Genomic DNA, 22,260 nt, shown 5'->3' with positions numbered 1-22,260 from the left:
ATCGGTCTGCATGGGGTCTGGCCTTGCGATTTGGCTATTATTTAGAGTACTATGCAAAAAATTATTTAGACCAGTAAATAGTTTTATCTATTTTAGGTCAAATTTGATCTGAATAGCCCAAAATGAGGCGCGAAAGCCAACTTTTGGATGACAAACAAAAATTTGATGACTAAAGGTATTGATTTGAACGCCACAAGCGTTGCAGATGCCCACGGCGAGGGTAAGAGTGCCCACAGCGGAAACGGGCAGAGCGGAAGCTCGGACGGCAAAACCGACCAGCCTCCGGAAGGAAAGGGCCCGGAAGAAAAGGTTCACGCGCGGCAGGATTCCGCCAACAAGAGGGAAGTCCTGCTGCGCCGACCGGTCAGTGAGGACGGTGCCGGAGTGCACCGCCTGATCAGCCATTGTCCACCCCTGGACGAAAACTCCATCTATTGCAACCTGTTGCAGGCCAGCCACTTTGCCGATACCAGCGTCGCCGCCCAATGGGAAGGCGAAGAAAGCGGGGAAGTGGCCGGCTTCGTCTCCGGCTACCTGGTGCCGGGGCGCCCGGACACCCTGTTTATCTGGCAGGTGGCCGTGGCCGAAGAGGCCCGCGGCCTGGGGCTGGCGGGACGCATGATCCGCGAGATATTGCGCCGCCCCGCCTGCGCGCAGGTGCGCCACCTGGAGACCACCATCACCCCCGACAACGCCGCCTCCTGGGCGCTGTTCCGCGGTCTGGCCCGCAGGCTGGATACCGGCTGCGCCGAATCGGTGATGTTCGACCGCGAGCGCCACTTCCGGGGGCACCACGACAGCGAAATGCTGTTGCGTATAGGTCCGTTCTCCCAAACGGCGGTCGCCGGCTGATGCCCCCCTTTTCCTGCGAATTACCAATCAATCGAACAAAGGTTGCCAACATGAAAGTTTTTGACGAGATCGAATCGGAAGTGCAGAGCTATGCCCGCGCCTTCCCGCGCGTGTTCAACAAGGCCCAGGGCGAATACCTCTACGACGAGGAGGGCAATCAGTACCTGGACTTTCTCGCCGGCGCCGGCACCCTGAACTACGGCCACAACAATCCGCTGTTCAAGGAAGCGCTGCTCGACTACATACAGCGGGACGGCATCACCCACGGCCTGGACCTGCACACCTTGGCCAAGCGCGAATTCCTCGAGACCTTCTACGAGAAGATCCTCAAGCCGCGCGATCTGAACTACGTGATGCAGTTCACCGGCCCCACCGGCACCAACGCGGTGGAAGCGGCGATGAAGATCGCGCGCAAGTACAAGGGCCGCGAGAACATCATCTCCTTCACCAACGGCTTCCACGGCTGCAGCATCGGGGCCCTGTCCGCCACCGGCAATTCCCATCACCGCGGCGCCGCCGGCGTGAGCATGGCCGGTATCAGCCGCATGCCCTACGACGGCTACCTGGGCGACGACATAGACACCACCGCCTACCTGGACAAGGTGCTGTCCGATTCCTCCAGCGGCATCGACCACCCGGCCGCGGTGCTGGTGGAAACGGTACAGGGCGAGGGCGGCATCAACGCCGCCAGCGCCGAGTGGTTGCGCAATCTGCAGAGCGTGTGCAAAAAGCACGACGTGCTGCTGATCATCGACGACATCCAGGCCGGTTGCGGCCGCACTGGTGGCTACTTCAGCTTTGAAGAGGCGGGCATAGTGCCGGACATCGTTACCCTGTCCAAATCCCTGTCCGGCTACGGCCTGCCGTTTGCGGTGGTGCTCATGCGCCCGGAACTGGACCAGTGGAAGCCCGGCGAGCACAACGGTACCTTCCGCGGCAACAATCTGGCCTTCGTCACCGCCAAGGCCGCCATCGACCACTACTGGAGCGACGACAAGTTCGCCAGGGAAGTGCAGCGCAAGGGCGACTACATCGGCCAGCGCCTGGAGAAAATCGTCGAGAAATATGGCGACGGCAACATGACCACCCGTGGTCGCGGCATGTTCCGCGGCCTGAACTGTGTCAGCGGCGACCTGGCCGGGCAGATCACCCGCGAGGCCTTCAAGAACGGCCTGGTGATCGAGACCAGCGGCGCCGACGACCATGTGGTGAAAACCCTGTGCCCACTGACCATCAGCGATGAGAACCTGAAGCGTGCGCTGGATATCGTCGAAGCGGCAGTGGAAAAGGTACTGAAGGGCAAAGAGGTGCCGGAGGAGCGTGATTTCTTTGCCGAGGACAGCGGTGAAGCCGCGGCGAAGAAGGCCGAGCTGGCCGGCGCCGCCTGAAAGTTTTTTCAGCCGTAGGGCCGCACCGCGCGTTTACAAAGCACCGCTTTGTGCGCGGTGAGGCGCCCCCCAAGGACGGCGGGGCCGGGGCTCGATCGAAGGCAATGTCGTCGCGCCAGGGATGGCAAGTATGAAATTGATACCAAGACAAAACCTATTGAGAGAAAAGTAATGATCGTAAGAAGTTTGCAAGAAGCCGAAAAAACCGATCGCCGCGTCGTATCCGAAGGCTGGGAGAGCACGCGCCTGTTGCTGAAAAACGACAACATGGGCTTCTCCTTCCATATCACCACCATCTACAAGGATGCGGATCTGCACCTGCACTACCAGAACCACCTGGAGTCGGTCTACTGCATTTCCGGTGAGGGCGAGGTGGAAACCGTGGAAGACGGCGTGGTCTACCCGATCCAGCCGGGCACCATCTACATCCTCGACAAGAACGACAAGCATATCCTGCGCGCCAGGACCGAAATGAAAATGGCCTGCGTATTCAATCCGCCGCTGCACGGAAAGGAGGTCCACAACGCCGAAGGCGCCTATGAACTGGATGCAGAAGAGGTTTCCGGTAAATAAATAGATGTCGTGTTGCCGGGCCGGCGGTGGAAATGTCGGCCCACTATAAAAGCTCACTCATGCATCTACAGGAAAACCATGAAATCACACACGGTGGAAAAAATTGGCGGCACGTCCATGAGCGACTATGCCGCGGTTCGCGACAACATCATCCTGAAAAAAAATGGTGCTGCCAACGGCAAGGTTGCCGCGGAGGGGGTCTACCAGCGCATCTTCGTGGTGTCCGCCTACGGCGGTATCACCGACCTGCTGCTGGAACACAAGAAATCCGGCAAGCCGGGTATCTTCGCACTCTTCGCCAGCACCGAGGAGGAGCAGAGCTGGAGCGAGGCGGTGGACGGCCTGCGCCAGCGGGTGGAGGCGCTCAACGCGGACCTGTTCGAGGATCCGCAGCTGCTGGCCAAGGCCAATGCCTTTATCGGCGAGCGCCTCGAGGATACACAGCGCTGCCTCGGCGACCTGGAGCGTCTCTGCCAGCACGGCCACTTTGCACTTGAGGGCCACCTGGACACCGTCAGTGAAATGCTCGCCAGCCTCGGCGAGGCCCACAGCGCCTGGAACACGGTGCAGCTGCTGCGCCAGGAGGGCATCGAGGCCCGCTTCGTCGACCTGACCGGCTGGCACGATCGCGAGCAGCTGGAACTGGACGAGCGCATTCGCCGCGCCTTTGCCGACATCGACCTGAGCAGGGAGCTGCCGATCGTGACCGGCTATGCCCACACCCGCGACGGCCTGATGAAAACCTTCGCCCGCGGCTACAGCGAAATGACCTTCAGCCGCATCGCCGTCATTACCGAGGCCCGCGAGGCGATCATCCACAAGGAATACCACCTGAGCAGTGCCGATCCGCGCCTGGTCGGCGAGATGCAGGCGGTACCCATCGGCCGCACCAACTACGACGTGGCGGACCAGCTGGCCAACCTGGGCATGGAGGCGATCCACCCCCGCGCGGCCAAGGGCCTGCGCCAGCAGGCAATTCCGCTGCGGGTGATGAATACCTTCGAGCCGGAACACGCGGGCACCCTGGTCACCGGCGACTATGTCAGCGAGACCCCCTGTGTGGAGATTATCGCCGGGCGCAAGAATATCTATGCGGTTGAGTGCTTCGACCAGGACATGATGGGCTGCATGAGCAGCTACGACCGTGCCATCAACGAGATCATCGCGCGCTTCAAGGGCAGCGTGGTCACCAAGGACATCAACGCCAACACCATCACCCACTTCCTGGCCAACAACCTGAAGACCGTAAAGCGCATCCGCAGTGCGATCAATGAACTCTACCCGGACTGCGATATCCAGGTGCGCAAGGTCGCGGTGGTCTCCGCCATCGGCAGCGACATGCACGTGCCCGGTATGCTGTCCCGCGCCGTGGCGGCGCTGGCACAGTCCGGTATCAGCGTGCTGGCGGTGCACCAGTCGATGCGCCAGGTGGACATGCAGTTCGTGGTCAACGAAAGCGACTATGAAAAGGCCGTGAAGAGCCTGCACCACGCGCTGGTGGAGGTCTATGAGCACGGTGAGGCGATTTGCGCGGCCTAAAATCGGGACTCGGGACTCGGAAAAGAATGCCAGAGCTTGATGCGAAGGCACTGATGCCGGGGGAAGTTTGCGGGACTGTCAGCGAGAGGGACCTCGCTGCCAAGCCTACAGGATGTATTCACGGCGCGTCCCGCAAACTTCCCCGGTAGCAGGGCCGCCCAGGCGCCTCTTACTGGTACCTGGTAGCGAGTAGTCAAAACAATAAATCAATAAAGGGTAATTAGCCGTGCTCACCAGCTTTCTATTTTTTCTCGCCCTCTTCGCCGCCATCGGCATCAGCTCCTTCCTGAAAAGCCGCGGCACCAAGAAAGACTACTACCTCGCCAGCCAGGATGTGCCGCCCTTTCTGGTGGGGCTCTCCGCCGTGGCCACCAACAACAGCGGCTACATGTTTATCGGCGTGATCGGCTACACCTACGCCACCGGCCTCGCGGCCATCTGGCTGATGGTGGGCTGGATACTGGGGGATTTCCTAGGTTCCCTGTGGGTGCACAAGTCCCTGTGCAAGGCGACGCGGGAAACCGGTGAATCCAGCTACGCCGGCGTGCTCAGCCACTGGGGCGGCTCCCGCTTCGGCGCCTGGCAGCGCCTGGCCGGTCTGCTGTCGCTCTTGTTCCTGCTCGCCTACGCCAGCGCGCAGCTGGTGGCCGGCAGCAAGGCGCTCTACGTGCTGCTGGACATGCCGATCTGGAGCGGCGCCGCGATCGGCGGCCTGATCGTCGCGGCCTACTGCCTGGCCGGCGGCATCCGCGCCTCCATCTGGACAGACGCCGCCCAGTCGATGGTGATGATCGTCGCCATGGGCACGCTGCTGTTCGTCGCCACCCAATCCGTCGGCGGCGTCGGCGCGGCCATAGAGTCCATGGGCCGGGTGGAGGGCTTCCTCAACTGGTACCCGCAGGACCTGCTGCTGCCCGGGGCCGCCGGCGGCATCATTTTCGCCCTGAGCTGGCTGTTCGCCGGCCTGTCGGTAATCGGCCAGCCCCATGTGATGGTGCGCTTTATGGCCCTCGATTCCGCCGACCGTATGGTGCAGGCGCGCTGCTGGTACTACCTCTGGTTCACCGCCTTCTATTTCATGGCCACCGGCGTGGGCATGCTGGCGCGCATCCTGCTCAGCGACCCGGGCAGCTTCGACGCCGAACTGGCCCTGCCGATGATGGCGACGGAGCTGCTGCCGCCGGCGTTCGTCGGCCTGATACTGGCCGGCGTCTTCGCGGCCACCATGTCCACCGCCGACTCGCTGGTGCTGAGCTGTTCCTGCTCCCTGACCCACGACCTGCTGCCGCACAGTATAGAGAAAACCTGGATCCTGAAACTGGCGACCCTGTTGATCACCGCGGCCGCGGTGGGCTGGGCGCTGCTGAACAAGCAGAGCGTGTTCAGCCTGGTGGTGCTGTCCTGGTCGTCCCTGGCCTCGGCCTTTGCGCCGTTGCTGATCGTGCTGGCCCTGGGCGCGCGGCCGGCCCAGAGGGTGTGCATCGCGATGAGCCTGATCGGCCTGGCGACAGCGCTGGTGTGGCGTTGGCTGGGCTGGCACGGGCATATCTACGAGGGGATGCCGGGGATTCTCGCCGGCCTGGCGGTCTTCGGCGCGGCCAGGTGGTTTGCGCGGGAACCGCTGCTGAGCAAGGCAAACGCCTGAGTTCTTTTTCAGATTGATCGCGGCCATGGGCCGCTCCTACAGCGGGTCAATGCACACTTGTAGGAGCGGTCCGGCCGGGAGCGGCCCATGGCCGCGATCAGAGCATAAAAAAGCCCGGCAGTTTCGCCGGGCTTTTTCGTTCTGGCGGGCCTCAGGCCCGCTTGCCGGGGACTTAGATCTTGATGCCTTCCACATCCAGGATCATTTCCACCTTCTGAGAGGCCGGGCCCAGGTTGTAGTCGATACCGAAGTCCTTCAGGGCGAACTCGGTGGTGCCGGTGAAACCCTGGCGGTAGCCGCCCCAGGGATCCTTACCGCCGCCGATATTGGTCACGTCGATGGTGATCGGCTTGGTGACGCCGCGCAGGGTCAGTTCGCCACTCAGCTTGGCCTTGCCATCGCCCAGGGGCTCGAAGCCGGTGCTCTTGAAGGTGGCGGTGGGGAATTTGGCCACATCGAGGAAGTCGGAGCCGCGCAGGTGCTTGTCGCGCTCGGCGTGGTTGCTGTTCAGGCTGGTCACGTCGATGTTGACCTCGACGGAGGACTTCTCCGGGGCCTTTTCGTCGTAGAAGAAGGAACCGCTGAAGTCGTCGAAGCGGCCGTACAGCCAGCTGTAGCCCAGGTGCTTGATGCGGAACTGGATAAAGGCGTGGGCGCCCTTGGTGTCTATCTGGTACTCCGCGGCCTGGGCGGTGGCGCCCACCAGGGCGGCGAACAGGAAAATGGCGAGTTTTTTCATTGGGAGTCTCCCTCTATTTTGTCGTGAGTGTGTCTTGGGGGTGTGAAATTGTGTGTGGACTTTCCTTTGCGCCCAGTCCCAGCATTTTACGCAGGGTCTCGTCGCGGTCGATAAAGTGGTGCTTGAGCGCCGCCAGCGCGTGCAGCGCCACCAGCGCCATCAGGCTCCAGGCCAGTATCTCGTGGACCTGCCCGGCGATATCCTCCTGGTTGGGGATGGCCTGAATGGTGGCGGGCAGGCTGAACCAGCCGAAGACATCGATGGCGCGGCCGTCGGCGGTGGAGATCAGGTAGCCGGAGGCCACAATGGCGAGCAGCAGCAGGTAGAGAACACCGTGGGCCAGCCGCGCCGCCAGCGATTGCCAGCGGGGCGTGTCCGCTTCCGGCGCCGGACTGGGATTGAGCAGCTTCCAGACCAGGCGGAACAGCAGCAGGCCGGCGAGCAGTATGCCGATACCCTTGTGCAGTTCCGGCCCCTGGCGATACCAGGGATCGTAATAGGAAAGCTGCCGCATCCACCAGCCGAGGGCGAAGAGGCCGATGATGGCCGGCGCCATCAGCCAGTGCAGGGCTATGGCCACCCAGCCGTATCGTGTTTCACTGTTTCTGGCCGACACCGGCACCTCCAAAATGCGTCGATACAACGATCAGTGCGCGGCCGCGTACAGCCGGGCACAGAGACAGGCTACACATTATAAAAATTCCGCGGAACCGGAATAGGGGAAAAAGCTGAACAAACCGATCGAAAAAATTGGCGGGCTGCGCAGTTTTTGTACCAAGTGCCCGCTGCCGTTGGGCTTCGCTGAGCTCAGCCCAACCAACGACGTTTCTGCGGGGCGGGCATTATCAGTGCGGCGTGCCGCGTACGCCCTCGCGCTCGGCCGCCGCCAGCACCCGCTCCAGGGCGGATCTGTCCAGGGAGCCGGAGCGTTGGGCCAGCTGTTCGGCCAGCCAGGCGGGGCTGTGGTGATTGCCGTCCAGGGCCAGTCTTTCCAACTGCCAGATCACATTCAGCAGTAGCCGGGGCCGCAGCTCGCCCTCCGCCTCGGCGGTGGAGAAGATGTGGGGCTCCAGCCGTTCCAGGTCGCTGAGTTTTACCACCAGCTCCGCCAGGCTCGGGTACCAGCGGCCGCTGAAGGGCTCCGGGCGCTGGCTGTTGTCGAAGGTGATGCGCAGGCGGTTGCCCTCGGCGTCTTCCAGCAGGGGGGTGTCATTTTCGTAGGCGGGCAGGGCGGGGCGCTGGCGGAGGATACCGGCTATCGCACTCCAGTCACTGTGGTTTTCCGCGCACAGGCGCAGTGGCTCCGTCAGCTCGCGGGTCTGGGGTCTGTCCAGGTAGGCCAGCATCTGGCCGGGGCGGTACCAGTAGAGGTCCAACTGGTGCTCTTCGGCCAGGTCCGCCAGGTCGGCGCCGGTCAAGGGCTCCTCGGCCAGGGCGCTCAGGTGATTGACGGCCTGCTGCACACTCAGCCACTGCCTGCGATGGAAGGGTTTGGTTTTCATTAACAGCCCCCCGGTGCGGATCAATCTGCTTTGGTTAATAGTAGCAGCTGGAAAGTTCACTCAACTGACAGGATTTGGCGCGAGGCGCCGGGTACAATGGCGCTTTTTACACAGCCAATGGAGTCGTCTGTGAAATCAAAACCTGTACTTCCGTACCTTTTCTCACTGTCTCTGCTGTGGTCGCAGTTCGCCGGCGCCGATGTGTCCCGGGTCGCCCGGCAAACGGCGGACTATGCGGTGGAAAACTACCAGGGGGCCATGACCGATACCCTGGCCGAACTGGTGCGTTTCCAGACGGTGGCCCGCGAGGGGGTACCGCTGGAAAACAGCAAAGCGTTCAGCGGCTTCAAGCGGGCCCTGCGCGACAAGGCGCAGCAACTGGGGCTGGAGTATCGGGACCACGGCCACGTGGTGATCATCGCCCTCGGCGAGGGAGGGGAGAAGCTGGGTATAGTGACCCACGGCGACGTGCAGCCGGCCAATCCCGCAAAGTGGAAGAAGAGCCCCTTCGAACTGGACAGCGAGAGCGAGCCCGGCAAGCTGATTGCCCGCGGCAGCGAGGACGACAAGGGCCCCATCGCCACCGCTCTCTACGCGATGAAGGCGATCAAGGATAAGGGTGTGCCGATGAAGCGGCGAATCGAGCTGATCATCTACCTGGCCGAGGAGTCCGACTGGGAGCCGCTGCGGGAATTCCTGAAGACATATCCGATACCTGCCTACAACATCACCATCGATGCCAGCTACCCGGTGGTGACTGCGGAGAAGGGCTGGAGCGAGGTGCGGGTGACCGCTGCCCAGGCGCCGACCGGAAATATGCAACCGATCGCCAATGCAGGCCAGCCCTACCTGAGCGAATTTTACGGCGGCTATTTCCGCAGCCAGGTGCCGGATGAGGCCCATGCAAGCCTGGTGAACCCAACCCCGCAACTGGTGAAATCCATCCGCGCGCGCGCCGCGCAGCACCGGCAGGTGAAGTTTGAGTTTGTCGAAGGCGACGGCAAGCTGGAAATCACCGCGCGCGGCAAGGCCACCCACAGCTCGGAGCCGGAGCACGGCGTCAATGCGATCGCCTTCCTCGCCGACGCCCTGAAAGTGCACGACTGGCCGGCCAATGCCGCCGGCAGCACGGTGCGCTACCTGAACGACCTGGTGGGCACCGGCATAGTCGCGGAGCAGTTTGGCGATATCGCCTACGAGGACGATTTTATGGGTCCGATGACCGCGGCGATAACCATGGTCAAGGCGGAGGACGCGGGGCTGACCAGCTACCTGAACCTGCGCCGCCCCACCGGCAAGAGTGCCGCCCGGCTGGAAGGCGAGATCCACACCGCCCTGGTGGAATGGCAGAAGCGCAACGACATCCGCTTCGCCAATATCGAGGTGGAGCTGGGCGACCCCTACCGGGTAGAGAATGCGCCCCATGTCGAGCCGCTGCTGGAAGTGTTCCGCCACTTTACCGGTATGAAGGACGCCGGCCCCGTTTCCATCGGCGGTTCCACCAATGCCAAGTTGCTGCCCAACGCGGTCAGCTTCGGTCCGTCCATGCCGGGCGCGGCCTACACCGGCCACTCGGAGCACGAGTTCATCACCGCAGAGCAGTTTCGCCTGAACCTGAAGATGTACACGGCGATGATGATCGAGATCGGCAATCTATAAACTGCAATCCAGTAGGCGGATCTGGCGATAATATCGATGCGAAGGCCCTGCTGCCGGTGGCCGACCGGGAAATATTTGCCGATGAGGCTTTTTACCGGTCGGCCACCGGCAGTAGGGTCGCCTCGGAACTGCCTACAGGGGATCGAAGCTCGGGGGTATCCCCGGCCGCGGGCGAACACAAGGCTCGCCCCTACAGATCCACTTCCCTGCTGCGGTCGAGGGAAATCATGTATTTCCCCACACTACAACCACCCCTTCTTCTTGAAATACCAATAGGGGGCAATACCCGAAAGCACTATCAGCCCCAGCGCAAAGGGATAGCCCAGCAGCCAATCAAGTTCCGGCATGAAATCGAAGTTCATGCCGTAGATGCTCGCCACCGTGGTCGGTGGCAGGAAGACCACCGCGGCGATGGAGAACATCTTGATGATGTTGGTCTGCTTGATATTGATAAACCCCTGGGTGGAGTCCATCAGGAAGTTTATCTTGTTGGACAGGAAGCCAGTGTGCGCCGTCAGTGTGTCGATGTCGCGGGTGATATCGCGGAAGCTCTCCTGCAGCTCGCTGTCGATATGGATATGGCGCTGCAGGAAGGTGATGGAGCGGCGGGTGTCCATCAGGCACAGCAGCACCTTGCCGTTGCTGTCCTCCAGCTTGGCGAGCAGGTCTATGGCCTCCTCCAGGTCCGAGTCCTCCTCCTCCAGCACCAGGTAGCTGGCCTCGCCCAGTTTTACGTGGATGTCCTCCAGCGCATCGGCCAGGTTTTCCACCTTCTGATCGAACAACTGCACCGCCAGTTCGTGGGCGCTGCGGGCCTCCACCTGGCCGCGGCGGGCGCGCATGCGCAGCAGGCGGAAATCCGCCAGCTCACTCTCGCGCACGGTGATCAGCCGCTGGGGCTGCAGGATAAAGGCCACTGTCGCCGTGTTGTGGCGGCCCTCGCTCTGGGTCAGGAACAGGGAGTGGATATGCACCCCCGCATCGTCGACGAAGTAGCGCGCCGAGGCCTCGATCTCGTCGACATCTTCCGATTCCGGCAGTTCGGTGCGCAGCAGCCGCTCCAGCAGTTCCCGCTCCTCCTCCTGGGGCTCCTGCAGGTCTATCCAGACCACTTCTGCGAGCTGCTGCTCGCTCACCCCCGCCGGGCCGGGCTGTTCGACGATCCTGCCGCGCCTGATTTCAAAAAGTCTCAGCATTGCAGTTTCCGATAGGCGCTATCAACCGCGACATGGTTGCAAGCTGCGGGGCGCAAATCAATCGCCGGCCGGATTTTTGTTTCGGGCTCTCTACAACCAGGTCGGCAGCTGTGCGCGTATCTCCTCGGCATCGCAGCTCACCAGGTTCTTGCCTGTCTCGCCGGCGATGACCGCCCGCGTGGGATGATCCAGCGCCTCGCGCAGGCTCCCCACCATCTGCGGCTCGGCCACTATGTAGAGCTTCTCATAGCGCCCCTCCACGCGGCCGCGCTCCAGGGCGTGGGCAATTTCGCGGGCGAACTTCTGGCCGCTGAGGCGGTGCAGTTGGCTCACGTTGCCCATCGCATGGCGTCCCTGGCCGCCACTGTCGAAGGCGCGCCCGGGCGCATCGCTTATCAGGTCGCGACCGTTCATGCGGGACTCGGGGTGAATCAGGGATTCCAATTCGTGGAGCTCACCGGCCCGTTTCTCTGCCTCGAACAACCGTGCTTGTGATTGGTTGGCCACAAGGACCCATGCAAGTGCCATGAGACTTTCCTCTCTGTTTCTCTCCCTAATGCTAGTTGAAACCGGCGTCAAAGACGCGGGTCAATGGATATAAGCCTCCGCTTCCAGGAAGCCTTTTCATATAAGGAAATTTTTTAAGGCGAATCGCTGCTGGCGGCCGGAAAGTCCCCAATTGTCGTCCTAGACTTGGTTGGAGATGTCTGGGGCGCCGTCGTGGGCTGTCCTGTTAAATCCGCACCGAGAGGAGGTTGGCCATGAGCCTGATTCCCAGAGGGTCGCTATTCGACCTGGACAATGTATTCGAGCAGTTGATGTCACAGTCGCGCGCAGTGGGGCCGGCCCGGGAAGGTTTTTTCTCCCCGCGTATCGATGTCAGCGAGAATAAGGACAGCTATGAGATCAGCGCCGAACTGCCGGGCGTGAGCAAGGACGATATCAATATCACGCTGGAAAGCGGCGTGCTGACCCTGGAGGCGGAAGTGCATCAGGAGAAGAAGGCCGAGAAGGAGGGCCGCGTGATCCGCCAGGAGCGTCGCTACGGCAAGTTTATGCGCAGCTTCAACCTTGGTGACGACGTCAGCGAAGAGGAGATAGACGCGAGCTTCAAGGACGGCGTGCTGACCCTGAAGGTGCCCAAGCGCGAGGAAGTGATACCGGAGCGGAAGCGTATCGAAATTCACTAAAAACTGTGGCTGCAGCGGGGCTGTGTCGATCGACACAGCCAGCCTACACTGCACGCAGCGAGGCAAGATGTGGAGTTGAATCATGAAAGTTAAACAGGCAATGCACGAAGGCTGTACCTGGTGTTCACCGGATACCCCCCTGTCTGAAGTGGCGAAGATACTGCGCGACGAGGATATCGGGGCCGTTCCCATCGGCGAGAACGACAAGCTGGTTGGCATGGTCACCGACCGGGATATCGCCTGCCGCGGCGTAACCCAGGGTGGGGATGTGTCCTCGCTGACCGCCCGCGATGTGATGACCGAAGGCATCCAGTGGTGCTGGGAAGACGACGACATTGACACAGCCATGCAGAAGATGGAGGACCAGCAGTTGCGCCGTATGCCGGTAATGAACAGGGAAAAGCGCATGGTGGGCATACTGAGCCTGGGCGATATCTCCCACGCGGCGGGCCGCAAGCAGACCGGCGAGTTCGCCTCGGCGGTCTCCGCGCATCACTAGTCAAGGGCAAGGCCCTGCTGCCGGTGGCCCCCAACCTACGCGGCTTAACTGGCACGATGCGGGCCCGTCACAGCAGCTGCTCTATCGGCAGCCAGCTGCTGAGGCGGGACCCGATTCTCTGCAACCAGCTGGCACCCGGGTCGCGGCGGAAAGTCCTGCCGTCGGCCCGGTGCCATATTACCCTGCCTTCCCGCAGCTCCAGTTTGTAGGCGTTGTTGCGCACATTGCCGGTAAAGTTCTGCGCGACTTCCGTTGCCAGCTGCGGCGACTCGATGATCAGCCCCAGCTCCGTATTCAGCAGTATCGAGCGGTGATCCAGGTTGAAGGAGCCCACGTAGAGCCACTGGCCGTCGACAATGAAGAGTTTGGCGTGCAGCAGCGATTTCGACTCCCCATTCCAGTTGTCCAGTTTGTACTTCAGCGTACTGGACAGTTCGTACAGGTGAACCCCGGCTTCCAGCAACGGCTTGCGATATTTGCGGTAGGCGCCGTGCACCAGCACCACATCGGTGGACGCCAGTGAATTGGTCAGTATATGCACCTCGACACCGCGCCCGGCGGCGTCGACCAACTGTCGCAGGTATTCGCTTCCGGGCAGCAGGTAGGGTGTGATCACAATCAGCTGCCGCCGGGCACTGAGAATGGCGCCCATCAGCTCACCGCCGGCGAAGCGGCCGCTGGCTGGGGGCACAGCTTCCATTTTTTCCGGCGGGTCGAACAGCGCGCGGGTCCGCCCCCGGTACCAGAGGCTCGCGTCCCGGCTCAGTGTCTCGATGACCGGGGAATCCTGCAGGCTCCTGCCGTAGTCGCTGGCAAGCAGCTGCTCGCCGTTGCGCTCCAGTTCCTCCACGAAGTGCGGCTGCGCACTGTCCGGCCGCCGGCCCAGTACCGACTGCACCGGGAAGCTGTAGGGACTGTTCCAGTAGAGATCGAACTGCCGGGCTATGTCCGGTACCACCGCACCTATGGCCACCAGCTCCAGGTCGCCGAAGTTCACCTTCTTGTCGATGCCGAAATACTTGTTGCTGAGATTGCGCCCGCCGATAAAAGTCACCCGGCCGTCCACGGTGAAGGACTTGTTGTGCATGCGCCGCTGCAGGCGGCTGAAGTCGGCGAAGAATTCCAGCGCGCGCGGGCCCCGGTGGGGGAAGGGATTGAACAGGCGTATCTCGATATTCGGGTGCCGTTGCAGCGCGACCAGCACTGCGCCCGCATCGCCGGTTGTGAAGTCGTCGAGCAGGAAACGCACACGCACACCGCGCTCGGCGGCGCGCAGCAGTTCCCGCGTCAGCAGCAGGCCCGTCTCGTCGCGGCGGAAAATGAAGTACTGGATATCGATGGAGCTCTGCGCCGCGCGGATGGTCGCCAGGCGCACCACCAGCGCATTGTGGGCCGAGGTCACAGGGTAGACACCGCTCAGGCCGGGTTGGCCCGCGGTCAGGCGCTCGGTGATTCCTACCAGCGGTGCCCCCGCCGGCGCCTCCAACTGGAAGCTGGCCTCTCTCGCCGGTGGCTCGGGAAAAACCGCCTGGCCGGAGCAGGCGCAGAGGCAGAGCTGGAGCAGCAACAGGAGCGGGTACTGGCGCAAGACGGCTTCCATGCGGATGGGCATCGACCCGGTTGAACACAGTGGATGGAACTCAAAGACGCAGTATAGATCGCCTGGATGGGGCATAGGCACAAGGTCAAGCCGGCGCCGCGCGCCTGCCGAAAGTGTGCATCTGGGGACTGGTTATGGCTCGATTGAGTAACTTTTCCTAATTTAAATTCACATATTGGTAAAATATTTCAGGCGTGTCACTGTATAAGTCTGCCTTTATACAGTTCTTTACCTGGTGGGGGCCGCTGGCGCCGTCCCGAGGGCCAATCTGTGTTTCTATACGGGAGTAATAAGTGAGGAAGACTTACAGGGGGAGCTGTCACTGCGGCGAAGTGCTCTTCGAGGCGGATCTGGACCTGGCTGCCGGCACCGGCAGGTGCAACTGCTCATATTGCAGTAAGGCCCGCTACTGGGGCGCCCTGGTGCCGCCCCAGGACTTCCGCCTGATCCGGGGCGAGGAGTTCCTCAGAGACTACCAGTTCGGCAACAAGGTGGGGCACCACTTCTTCTGCAAGCGGTGTGGTATCGCCCCTTTCGGACGCGGCTATGTCGAGGAACTGGGCGGCGACTATGTCTCCGTCAACGTCGCCGCGCTGGACGACGTGGATACACGGGAATTGGTCGAGGCACCGGTCAAATATTTCGACGGGCGCAACAACAACTGGCAGTCCGAGCCGGCCGAGACCTGGTATCTCTGAAACGGGGGCCTTTTAAGCTAAGCTGCTTTTGGTCGGTCGCGATCAGCGTATAATCCGCGCCTTTTCAGCGAGGAGAGATCAGGTGAGCAGCGAACAGCAATTGATGGAACGCAGCGGCGGCAAGTGTGAGCTCTGCGCCGCGGATGCCGGACTGGTGCCCTACGCAGTGCTGGCGTCCGAGGGGCGCGGCGACGCGGACATACTGCTGTGCCAGGCCTGCCGCGACCAGCTGGAAAACCCCGCCGAGCTGGACGGCGACCACTGGCGCTGCCTGGGCGACAGCATGTGGAGCCAGGTGCCGGCGGTGCAGGTGACGGCCTGGCGCCTGCTCAAGCGCCTGAGTGGCGAAACCTGGGCCCAGGACCTGCTGGACATGCTCTACCTGGACGAGGACCTGCTCGAATGGGCCCAGGCCGGCGCCCTGCCGGAAGAGGGCGACACAGTGGTGCACCGGGACTGCAATGGCGCGCAGCTGCAGGCCGGCGACACCGTCACCATCATCAAGGACCTGGACGTGAAGGGCACCAGCATAGTCGCCAAGCGCGGCACCGCCGTGCGCGGCATCAGCCTGACCGACAACCCGGAGCATATCGAGGGCCGGGTCGAGGGGCAGCGCATCGTGATACTGACCAGGTTCGTGAAAAAGTCCTGATACGGCGTCGGGGCGGCGACCGGCCTGGGTTATCGGTTTTTCATAAAAATACTAGCATGTATACCGCTGCGATACCGGTGCCGCCCCGGTCTTTCTTTCGCTGAGCATCATTCATCAAGGGTTGTCGAAGAAAATATATTCCCTTTCCACCCTATTGGTTCTCACCGCCTCGCCATCTTCCAGCCGCGGCCGGAAAAGCAACCTGCGCAGCATTTTACGCAGGGCGATTTCGGCGCTGTGATCATTTTGCGGGGATATTTCGAGTATCTCCAGGTCGTGCAGTTTGCCGTTGCGGCTCACACTGAAACGCACTTTTGCGCGCCCGCGCGGCTCCCGTTGGTCGAGCCGGGTGTCGGGCAGGTAGACAAAATCATCCGGCAGCTCTACTGGCTCCGCAAACAGTTTGTGGCGCCCGGCTTCGCCGTCTCCAGTGAACAGATGAAAGGCCTCGGCATAGGTGCGCCGGGCCGAGACACGCTTGCCCTGCCACTGGTACCAGTCGCCCTCGGCCACCAGCGCCCTCGCGCGAATTTCCGGTGTCTCCCGCTCTGCGGCCTCCACCAGATCTTTCGCGGTGCGCAGGCCGCTGCGGTAATTGAATTCCTGAAGTTGCCGCAGGCGCGATTCATCGGCGGTGTAGGGGTCCATGCCGTTCTGCCGGATCTGGACCTGGAACTCCGGCTGCCGCGACCCGTTGTGGAAGTCGAGCAGATAGGCCACCTGCAGTGCGCCCCAGAGTTGCGGCAGCAGGGTGTTCCCCGGTGCATCCTGGTGTTTCAGCGCCCCCAGAGTGTCGTCATACAGGCGGTGCAGGGTCAGCAGCCGTTGGCCGCCGCCGGGATTTTGCAGATAGTAGGAGCGGTGCCACTGCACATAGTCGCGGGTGGCCTGCTCGAGGCGGGGATCCCCGGGTTCCAGGGCCTTTCTGTGCACCAGGTAGATATATTCCTGCAACTGGTCCAGCTCGCCCATTTTCTCTTCGGCGAGCAGGGATTCGCGCAGGCTGTCCAGCAGTGGTATCTGCTCTTCGGTAAAGGGGCCGCGATTGACGCGCGCGAGGTGGATGGAGCGCCTGAAGCTGTCGATAGCGCTCTGGTGCTCGCCGAGGTTCTGGTAGTTGTGCCCCAGCCCCGTCAACACTTCCGTCAGTTCGCCGGTGTAGGGACCCTGTTCCGTCTCCAGTTCCCTGATCAGTGTCCGGTATTCGGCGATGCTGTCCCGGCTGGCATTGCGGTCTGCGGCATCCGCAGGGGGGGCGTGGGTTTGGTGGTCCCGGCTTTGCGGGCGCCAGTGCTCCGCGCGAATCAGTTCCAGGCCGTAGGCGGTGGGTTCGGGGGGGCTGGGAACCATGGAGCCGGTGGGGCCGGTGATTTGCGCGCTACTGGAAGCCGCGGTGACCAGCAGCAGGCTCAGGGCGAGTCGATGCACTGGGAGCTCCATTGACGTTGTTTTTTCGCATGAGTTTAACCCGCATCCCGAAATCGGCAACAGAGCGCTGGGAAGGTTCCCGGCGCCAGATAACAATTAACCAAAAGGTTGACAATTAATGTCCTGCTCTTATTGTTAACCATATGGTTAATAGAGGCGATCAACAGCTCGACGACCTGGAAGCGCTACTAAAAACGGAATCGCCTTGACTTTATTAACCCGGCTGTAAATGGACCATCCCTGTTAGTTGCTTGGAGAACTCACAATGGACAACAAACCGAAGTTCGCTGCTGGTCGCAACATCGCCATGAAGGTTCCGACTCATTTATACGAAGCGACGATTCAATTTTATCGTGATGTCCTCGGTTTCAAAGAGATAATGAAGCACGCTCCATCTGTCGGCTTCGAGTTTGGCGCCAACAATCTCTGGATAGATCGTGTCCCAAGCCTGAGCCAGGCCGAAACCTGGCTTGAGGTGATCACAAACGATATTGAAGCGGCTTCAAAACATCTCAAGGCGGCCGGTGTAGTGCGGTGCGACGAAATCGAGACTTTGCCGCAAGGAATGCAGGCGTTCTGGGTATCGAGCCCCGCATCCATCATTCACCTCATCAGCAAAGACACTGAGTCATGGTCATAGATCCACCTAACGAACGGTTGCAGCGGACAGCCCATTGCGCGGCCCGCCGCTGAGCCGGAGCGATCTATTTACATGTCGCCCTTAAAATACTGGCGCAACTACGGAGAGTTGCTTGTACTTTTGGAGCTCGCGCCAGCCTGCGGCCGGCAGCGGCACATATGGCCGCAAAAGGATGGCGGAAATGCAGATTTGCAGGGTCGAAGACGCCGCGAATGCGTGGAGCGGTCGTACGCAAAAATCTGCCCCTGCGCCGGATTATTAACCCTTTCTGTTTTGATGCCGAGCTACCAAAAGAAATGAATTCAGAGAAAGCCGCGCATCAAGCGGCTTCTGCCGGGACCAGTGGAGCGGATCTGGGAATACCTGGTGGATCCGGAGAAACGCGGCCGCTGGCTCGCATCCGGCGATATGCTGCAGCGCGCCGGCGACCCCGTCGAGCTGGTCTTTCACAATTTCCAGCTGTCGCGCCCCGGAGATGTGGCGCCGGAACAGTGTGCGGACATCGCCGGCGATGCGAGCTTGCGCGGCCGCGTCATTGCCTGTGAACCTCCGCGCCTGCTGACCATGAGCTGGGGTTCGGACTCAGAGGTCTGTTTCGAGCTGATGGCGGAGGATGAAAAGGTGCTGATGGTGGTCACCCATCGGCATCTGCCGGATCGTGGCGAAATGCTCAGCGTGGCCACGGGTTGGCACACCCTCCTGGAGATCCTCGGCGCCACGCTCAATGGCACCGAGACAGCCAGCCGCAATCGCCTTTTGCAACGGCGTATTCTACCAAGGTCCTACTGTTATGCGGGGGATTTTTAACAGCCTGCTAGCGCGAAATCTGCAGACCCCGATAAATTTTTTTCTTCGTCCAGTCGCCGCGCTGGCTTCCACAGTGATCGGCCAGTTCCTCGCCATAGATAAGTTCGTAGATATCCCTCCGCCGCGGCGGCTCCTGCAGAATCGGATGGCCCCGGTACAGGCGCGGCGAGGTCTCCTCGCCGGTGGTGAAGGGCTTGCCCCTTCGCTCTTCCAGTGTGGTGATCATCTGCCGGGTTTCGCTGTCGACGGTTCTGTCACGTGCCCGGGCCAGTTGTCGCTCGAACCCGTAGTCTGTAAACCGCAGTGTTATGTCGAATTCGGCCTTGAGGCGTTTGCGCAGCTTGCGCAGTAGGGTCAGTACCTCGGAATTCATCAGCCAGTGGTTGTTGTTCATTGTCCCTCCCTCCATGTTCCAACGGTCGCGATTAAAGCGGAGCAAGTTTCGGGCCAGCTTGCCGGAAAAGTAGTCCCGCGGTTTCTATGGCTGTGTCGTTGGCACCGGGATGGTGCAATCGTCGGACCGGTACGGGTATGATCTGCGCCCAGCCGCCCTCAAGGCATGGATTCGAAGAGCACTGAATGAACCCCATTTACGAGATTCGCAGCGGCGCCCTGGCGGGATTCAACCAACTGGTGCCCCGCCTCGGCGGCGATCCGTCCACGCTGCTGGCGCGAGTGGGGCTGCCGGCGGACTGTATGCGCCGCCCGGACCTGCTGATCCCGATCGCCACCCTGACCGGACTGCTGAATCTCTGCGCCGGGGAACTGGAGTGCAGTGACTTCGGCCTGCGCCTGGCGAATATGCAGGGCGTGCGCATTCTCGGTGCGCTGGGCAAGCTGGTGCTGGACAGCGCGGATCTGCGCGGAGCGCTGGTGGTGGCGCAGCGCTATATGGCGCTGCACAACCAGGCGGAACACTGGCGCATCCGCGTGGAGGAGAATCTGCTGGTGGCGCAGCGTTTCGATCACTTCGGCGATGCGCCGGCCGCGGCGCAGTACCGGGAACTGGCACTGGGCGCGGGCTTCCGGCTGATCCGGGACCTGGCCGGGGAGGATATTCGCCCGCGGCAGGTGCTGTTCCGCCAGGGGCCCCAGTCCAAGATGCAGTGCTATCGGGGCTTTTTCCACATCGAGCCGCAGTTCGGCCAGTCCGGCGACTGCCTGGTGTTCGACGCGGATATAGTGCAGCGGCCGCTGCGCGCACCGGGTGCCGCCCTGAATCGCTATTTCGACGAGTTCACCCGCCAGTTACTCGAGAAGCACAGCGGCAGCCTGGCCGAGCAGGTGCGGGCGTTGATCCTGCAGACCCTCGGTGCACAGCGGCACAGCCTGGCGCAGGTCTCGCGCCTGATCGGAGTGCCGGCGCGCACGCTGCAGCGGCACCTGCAGAGCGAAGGCAGCGGTTTCAAGCAGCTGCTGCAGGATGCGCGCATGGAGACGGCGCGCTGGCATCTGCGCGCGTCCACTATCGATATCAATCTGCTCTCCGCCGCGCTCGGCTACACCGATATCAGTGCCTTCTCCAAGGCATTTCGCGCGGTGCACGGCCTTTCGCCGCTGCAGTGGCGCAAAAAACAGCGGGAAAGGGACTGATACCCGCTTTGCCGGGCAGGGCGATCGGTCTATCCTGAACGCCCCACACTATAAAAAGGAATTTGCCCATGTCCGCAGAGCCCATTCGCTGCAAAGCCGCCGTGGCCTGGAAGGCCGGTGAACCCCTCTCCATCGAAGAGGTCGAGGTCATGCCGCCGCAGCGGGGGGAGGTGCGTGTCAAGCTGGTGGCCAGCGGTGTCTGCCACACCGACGCCTTTACCCTGTCCGGCGAGGACCCGGAAGGCGTCTTCCCGGCCATCCTCGGCCACGAGGGCGGCGGCATCGTCGAGTCGGTGGGGGAGGGAGTTACCAGTGTCGCCGTGGGCGACCACGTGATTCCGCTGTACACGCCCGAGTGCGGCGAGTGCAAGTTCTGCAAATCCGGCAAGACCAACCTGTGCCAGAAGATCCGCGAAACCCAGGGCAGGGGACTGATGCCGGACGGCAGCACACGATTTTCCGTCAATGATGAGCCGATATTCCACTATATGGGCACCTCGACCTTCTCCGAGTACACGGTGCTGCCGGAAATAGCGCTGGCCAAAATCAACCCCGAGGCGCCGCTGGAGGAGGTCTGCCTGCTCGGCTGCGGTGTCACCACCGGCATGGGGGCGGTGATGAACACCGCCAAGGTGGAGCCGGGGGCGACGGTGGCGATATTCGGCCTCGGCGGTATCGGCTTGTCCGCGGTGATCGGGGCGAAGATGGTCGGTGCGGGGCGGATCATCGGCATCGACATCAATGAATCCAAGTTTCCGCTGGCGAAGAGGCTGGGCGCCAGCGAGTGCATCAATCCGAACAACCACGACAGGCCGATTCAGGAGGTGATCGTCGAACTCACCGACGGCGGCGTGGACTATTCCTTCGAGTGTATCGGCAATGTGAATGTGATGCGCTCGGCGCTGGAGTGCTGCCACAAGGGCTGGGGCGAGTCGATCATTATCGGCGTGGCCGGCGCCGGCCAGGAGATCTGCACCCGGCCCTTCCAGCTGGTGACCGGGCGCGTCTGGCGCGGCAGCGCCTTCGGCGGCGTCAAGGGGCGCTCGGAGCTGCCCGAATACGTTGAGCGCTACCTGGCCGGGGAATTCCGGCTGGACGATTTCATTACCCACACCATGCCGCTGGAGAAGATCAACGACGCCTTCGAGCTGATGCATGAGGGCAAGAGTATCCGCAGCGTGATCCACTATGAGTGAAACCATGACCCCGAAACTGGTAAGCAGCACCAAGTGTTTCGACGGCCTGCATCGGCAGTTTGAACACCAGTCGCAGGTGCTCGACTGCAGAATGCGTTTCTCCATCTTTGTGCCGCAGGAGGCGGAGGAGGAAAGGGGGCACCGCTACCCGGTGCTCTACTGGCTGTCCGGCCTCACCTGCACCGACGAGAATTTCAGCCAGAAGGCGGGCGCCCAGCGCGCGGCGGCGGAGCTGGGCATCGCCCTGGTGGTGCCGGATACCAGCCCGCGCGGCGAGGAGGTGGCCGACGATCCGGAGTACGATCTCGGGCAGGGGGCCGGCTTTTACCTGAACGCGACCCGGGAGCCGTGGAAGCAGCACTACCGGATGTACGACTATGTGGTGCGCGAACTGCCGCAGTTGGTCGAACAGAATTTCCCGGTCAGTGAGCGCCGCGCCATCGCCGGCCACTCCATGGGCGGCCACGGCGCCCTGGTGATAGGCCTGCGCAATCCGCAGCGCTACACATCGATTTCCGCTTTCAGTCCCATCTGCAATCCGATCGCCTGTCCCTGGGGCGAGAAGGCGTTCAGTGCCTACCTGGGTGCGGACAGGTCCACCTGGGAGGAGTACGACGCGGCGACCCTGTTGAGCCGCACCACCGAAGGGTTGCCGCTACTGGTGTCCCAGGGTGAAGAGGACCAGTTCCTGGAAGACCAGTTGAAACCCCACGCGCTGGAAACCGCCGCCGAGGCCAGCGGCTATCCGCTGAAAATGGAGTATCACGCCGGCTACGATCACAGCTACTTTTTTATCGCCAGCTTTATCGAGCAGCACCTGCGTTTTCACGCGGACTACCTGCTGAAGCACTGAACCCTGGGGGC

At 62.0% G+C, this 22,260-nt stretch carries 23 protein-coding genes; 15 read left to right on the top strand and 8 right to left on the bottom strand.

The window, feature by feature from the left end:
* Positions 1-183: 183 nt before the first annotated feature.
* From ectA to AC6R19_RS17790, 5 genes are all read left to right on the top strand, one after another.
* Positions 184-852, top strand: a complete 669-nt coding sequence (gene ectA, locus AC6R19_RS17810; RefSeq protein WP_500581196.1) for a diaminobutyrate acetyltransferase — start codon at positions 184-186, stop codon at positions 850-852.
* Positions 853-902: 50 nt separating this feature from the next.
* Entirely contained in the window at positions 903-2,240 is a 1,338-nt protein-coding gene (ectB, locus tag AC6R19_RS17805; RefSeq protein ID WP_500581195.1) for a diaminobutyrate--2-oxoglutarate transaminase, read from the top strand.
* 171 nt (positions 2,241-2,411) lie between these two features.
* Positions 2,412-2,813 carry an ectoine synthase gene (locus AC6R19_RS17800; RefSeq protein ID WP_500581194.1) on the top strand — a complete coding sequence of 134 codons (402 nt, stop codon included), beginning with the start codon at positions 2,412-2,414 and terminating at the stop codon, positions 2,811-2,813.
* 78 nt (positions 2,814-2,891) lie between these two features.
* Entirely contained in the window at positions 2,892-4,352 is a 1,461-nt protein-coding gene (locus AC6R19_RS17795; RefSeq protein ID WP_500581193.1) for an aspartate kinase, read from the top strand.
* A gap of 226 nt (positions 4,353-4,578) precedes the next feature.
* A complete protein-coding gene (locus tag AC6R19_RS17790) occupies positions 4,579-5,997 on the top strand; it encodes a sodium/proline symporter (protein ID WP_500581192.1) in 1,419 nt (472 codons plus the stop codon).
* A 172-nt stretch (positions 5,998-6,169) separates the two neighbouring features.
* Here the strand turns inward: AC6R19_RS17790 and AC6R19_RS17785 are convergent, their stop codons facing one another.
* From AC6R19_RS17785 to AC6R19_RS17775, 3 genes are all read right to left on the bottom strand, one after another.
* Positions 6,170-6,736, bottom strand: a complete 567-nt coding sequence (locus tag AC6R19_RS17785) for a YceI family protein (RefSeq protein ID WP_500581191.1) — start codon at positions 6,734-6,736, stop codon at positions 6,170-6,172.
* A 13-nt stretch (positions 6,737-6,749) separates the two neighbouring features.
* Positions 6,750-7,352, bottom strand: coding sequence for a cytochrome b (locus tag AC6R19_RS17780; RefSeq protein WP_500581190.1), 603 nt, complete (start codon positions 7,350-7,352; stop codon positions 6,750-6,752).
* Between the two features lie 229 nt (positions 7,353-7,581).
* Positions 7,582-8,238: a hypothetical protein gene (locus tag AC6R19_RS17775; RefSeq protein WP_500581189.1), complete on the bottom strand. Its 657-nt coding sequence runs from the start codon at positions 8,236-8,238 to the stop codon at positions 7,582-7,584.
* 129 nt (positions 8,239-8,367) lie between these two features.
* Here AC6R19_RS17775 and AC6R19_RS17770 point away from each other — a divergent pair, with 129 nt between their 5' ends.
* Complete coding sequence (locus AC6R19_RS17770) at positions 8,368-9,897, top strand: dipeptidase (protein ID WP_500581188.1); 1,530 nt, start codon at positions 8,368-8,370, stop codon at positions 9,895-9,897.
* A gap of 242 nt (positions 9,898-10,139) precedes the next feature.
* On the opposite strand, the gene corA is transcribed toward AC6R19_RS17770, so the two are convergent.
* Both corA and AC6R19_RS17760 read right to left on the bottom strand, forming a co-directional pair.
* A complete protein-coding gene (gene corA / locus AC6R19_RS17765) occupies positions 10,140-11,093 on the bottom strand; it encodes a magnesium/cobalt transporter CorA (RefSeq protein ID WP_500581187.1) in 954 nt (317 codons plus the stop codon).
* 90 nt (positions 11,094-11,183) lie between these two features.
* Positions 11,184-11,621, bottom strand: a complete 438-nt coding sequence (locus tag AC6R19_RS17760; protein ID WP_500581186.1) for a host attachment protein — start codon at positions 11,619-11,621, stop codon at positions 11,184-11,186.
* A gap of 233 nt (positions 11,622-11,854) precedes the next feature.
* On the opposite strand from AC6R19_RS17760, the gene AC6R19_RS17755 reads away from it, so the two are divergent.
* The gene (locus AC6R19_RS17755; protein ID WP_500581185.1) at positions 11,855-12,283 is read left to right on the top strand and encodes an Hsp20/alpha crystallin family protein; all 429 of its coding nucleotides are present in this window, start codon (positions 11,855-11,857) and stop codon (positions 12,281-12,283) included.
* 82 nt (positions 12,284-12,365) lie between these two features.
* Complete coding sequence (locus AC6R19_RS17750; protein WP_500581184.1) at positions 12,366-12,782, top strand: CBS domain-containing protein; 417 nt, start codon at positions 12,366-12,368, stop codon at positions 12,780-12,782.
* Positions 12,783-12,849: 67 nt separating this feature from the next.
* Here the strand turns inward: AC6R19_RS17750 and AC6R19_RS17745 are convergent, their stop codons facing one another.
* Entirely contained in the window at positions 12,850-14,370 is a 1,521-nt protein-coding gene (locus AC6R19_RS17745; RefSeq protein WP_500581183.1) for a phospholipase D-like domain-containing protein, read from the bottom strand.
* A 305-nt stretch (positions 14,371-14,675) separates the two neighbouring features.
* Between AC6R19_RS17745 and AC6R19_RS17740 the strand changes: the two genes are divergently transcribed.
* Together AC6R19_RS17740 and AC6R19_RS17735 are read left to right on the top strand one after the other, a co-directional pair.
* Positions 14,676-15,080 carry a GFA family protein gene (locus AC6R19_RS17740; RefSeq protein WP_500581182.1) on the top strand — a complete coding sequence of 135 codons (405 nt, stop codon included), beginning with the start codon at positions 14,676-14,678 and terminating at the stop codon, positions 15,078-15,080.
* 82 nt (positions 15,081-15,162) lie between these two features.
* Entirely contained in the window at positions 15,163-15,732 is a 570-nt protein-coding gene (locus AC6R19_RS17735) for a PhnA domain-containing protein (protein WP_500581181.1), read from the top strand.
* A 114-nt stretch (positions 15,733-15,846) separates the two neighbouring features.
* On the opposite strand, the gene AC6R19_RS17730 is transcribed toward AC6R19_RS17735, so the two are convergent.
* Positions 15,847-17,160, bottom strand: coding sequence for an energy transducer TonB (locus AC6R19_RS17730; protein WP_500581180.1), 1,314 nt, complete (start codon positions 17,158-17,160; stop codon positions 15,847-15,849).
* Positions 17,161-17,425: 265 nt separating this feature from the next.
* Between AC6R19_RS17730 and AC6R19_RS17725 the strand changes: the two genes are divergently transcribed.
* Both AC6R19_RS17725 and AC6R19_RS17720 read left to right on the top strand, forming a co-directional pair.
* The gene (locus tag AC6R19_RS17725; RefSeq protein WP_500581179.1) at positions 17,426-17,800 is read left to right on the top strand and encodes a VOC family protein; all 375 of its coding nucleotides are present in this window, start codon (positions 17,426-17,428) and stop codon (positions 17,798-17,800) included.
* Between the two features lie 342 nt (positions 17,801-18,142).
* Positions 18,143-18,607, top strand: coding sequence for an SRPBCC domain-containing protein (locus AC6R19_RS17720; protein WP_500581178.1), 465 nt, complete (start codon positions 18,143-18,145; stop codon positions 18,605-18,607).
* A 7-nt stretch (positions 18,608-18,614) separates the two neighbouring features.
* On the opposite strand, the gene AC6R19_RS17715 is transcribed toward AC6R19_RS17720, so the two are convergent.
* A complete protein-coding gene (locus AC6R19_RS17715; protein ID WP_500581177.1) occupies positions 18,615-19,001 on the bottom strand; it encodes a hypothetical protein in 387 nt (128 codons plus the stop codon).
* 185 nt (positions 19,002-19,186) lie between these two features.
* Here AC6R19_RS17715 and AC6R19_RS17710 point away from each other — a divergent pair, with 185 nt between their 5' ends.
* The 3 genes from AC6R19_RS17710 to fghA all read left to right on the top strand — a co-directional run bounded on the left by AC6R19_RS17710 (position 19,187) and on the right by fghA (position 22,249).
* Complete coding sequence (locus AC6R19_RS17710) at positions 19,187-20,200, top strand: AraC family transcriptional regulator (RefSeq protein WP_500581176.1); 1,014 nt, start codon at positions 19,187-19,189, stop codon at positions 20,198-20,200.
* Positions 20,201-20,268: 68 nt separating this feature from the next.
* Positions 20,269-21,396, top strand: coding sequence for an S-(hydroxymethyl)glutathione dehydrogenase/class III alcohol dehydrogenase (locus AC6R19_RS17705; protein WP_500581175.1), 1,128 nt, complete (start codon positions 20,269-20,271; stop codon positions 21,394-21,396).
* A gap of 4 nt (positions 21,397-21,400) precedes the next feature.
* Entirely contained in the window at positions 21,401-22,249 is an 849-nt protein-coding gene (gene fghA / locus AC6R19_RS17700; protein ID WP_500581174.1) for an S-formylglutathione hydrolase, read from the top strand.
* The last annotated feature ends 11 nt before the right edge of the window (positions 22,250-22,260 follow it).

Source organism: Microbulbifer sp. SE14 (genome assembly GCF_059834885.1).
The sequence above is the reverse complement of the archived record's forward strand: the minus strand, read 5'-3'. Positions and strand labels throughout refer to the sequence as shown.

Bases quoted from the DNA above. Each gene is read 5' to 3' on its own strand.
- AC6R19_RS17705 (WP_500581175.1), top strand. From the start codon at position 20,269: ATGTCCGCAGAGCCCATTCGCTGCAAAGCCGCCGTGGCCTGGAAGGCC.
- ectB (WP_500581195.1), top strand. From the start codon at position 903: ATGAAAGTTTTTGACGAGATCGAATCGGAAGTGCAGAGCTATGCCCGC.
- AC6R19_RS17710 (WP_500581176.1), top strand. From the start codon at position 19,187: ATGAACCCCATTTACGAGATTCGCAGCGGCGCCCTGGCGGGATTCAAC.
- AC6R19_RS17800 (WP_500581194.1), top strand. From the start codon at position 2,412: ATGATCGTAAGAAGTTTGCAAGAAGCCGAAAAAACCGATCGCCGCGTC.
- AC6R19_RS17725 (WP_500581179.1), top strand. From the start codon at position 17,426: ATGGACAACAAACCGAAGTTCGCTGCTGGTCGCAACATCGCCATGAAG.
- corA (WP_500581187.1), bottom strand. From the start codon at position 11,093: ATGCTGAGACTTTTTGAAATCAGGCGCGGCAGGATCGTCGAACAGCCC.
- AC6R19_RS17795 (WP_500581193.1), top strand. From the start codon at position 2,892: ATGAAATCACACACGGTGGAAAAAATTGGCGGCACGTCCATGAGCGAC.
- AC6R19_RS17750 (WP_500581184.1), top strand. From the start codon at position 12,366: ATGAAAGTTAAACAGGCAATGCACGAAGGCTGTACCTGGTGTTCACCG.
- AC6R19_RS17775 (WP_500581189.1), bottom strand. From the start codon at position 8,238: ATGAAAACCAAACCCTTCCATCGCAGGCAGTGGCTGAGTGTGCAGCAG.
- AC6R19_RS17785 (WP_500581191.1), bottom strand. From the start codon at position 6,736: ATGAAAAAACTCGCCATTTTCCTGTTCGCCGCCCTGGTGGGCGCCACC.
- AC6R19_RS17715 (WP_500581177.1), bottom strand. From the start codon at position 19,001: ATGAACAACAACCACTGGCTGATGAATTCCGAGGTACTGACCCTACTG.
- AC6R19_RS17755 (WP_500581185.1), top strand. From the start codon at position 11,855: ATGAGCCTGATTCCCAGAGGGTCGCTATTCGACCTGGACAATGTATTC.
- AC6R19_RS17760 (WP_500581186.1), bottom strand. From the start codon at position 11,621: ATGGCACTTGCATGGGTCCTTGTGGCCAACCAATCACAAGCACGGTTG.
- fghA (WP_500581174.1), top strand. From the start codon at position 21,401: ATGACCCCGAAACTGGTAAGCAGCACCAAGTGTTTCGACGGCCTGCAT.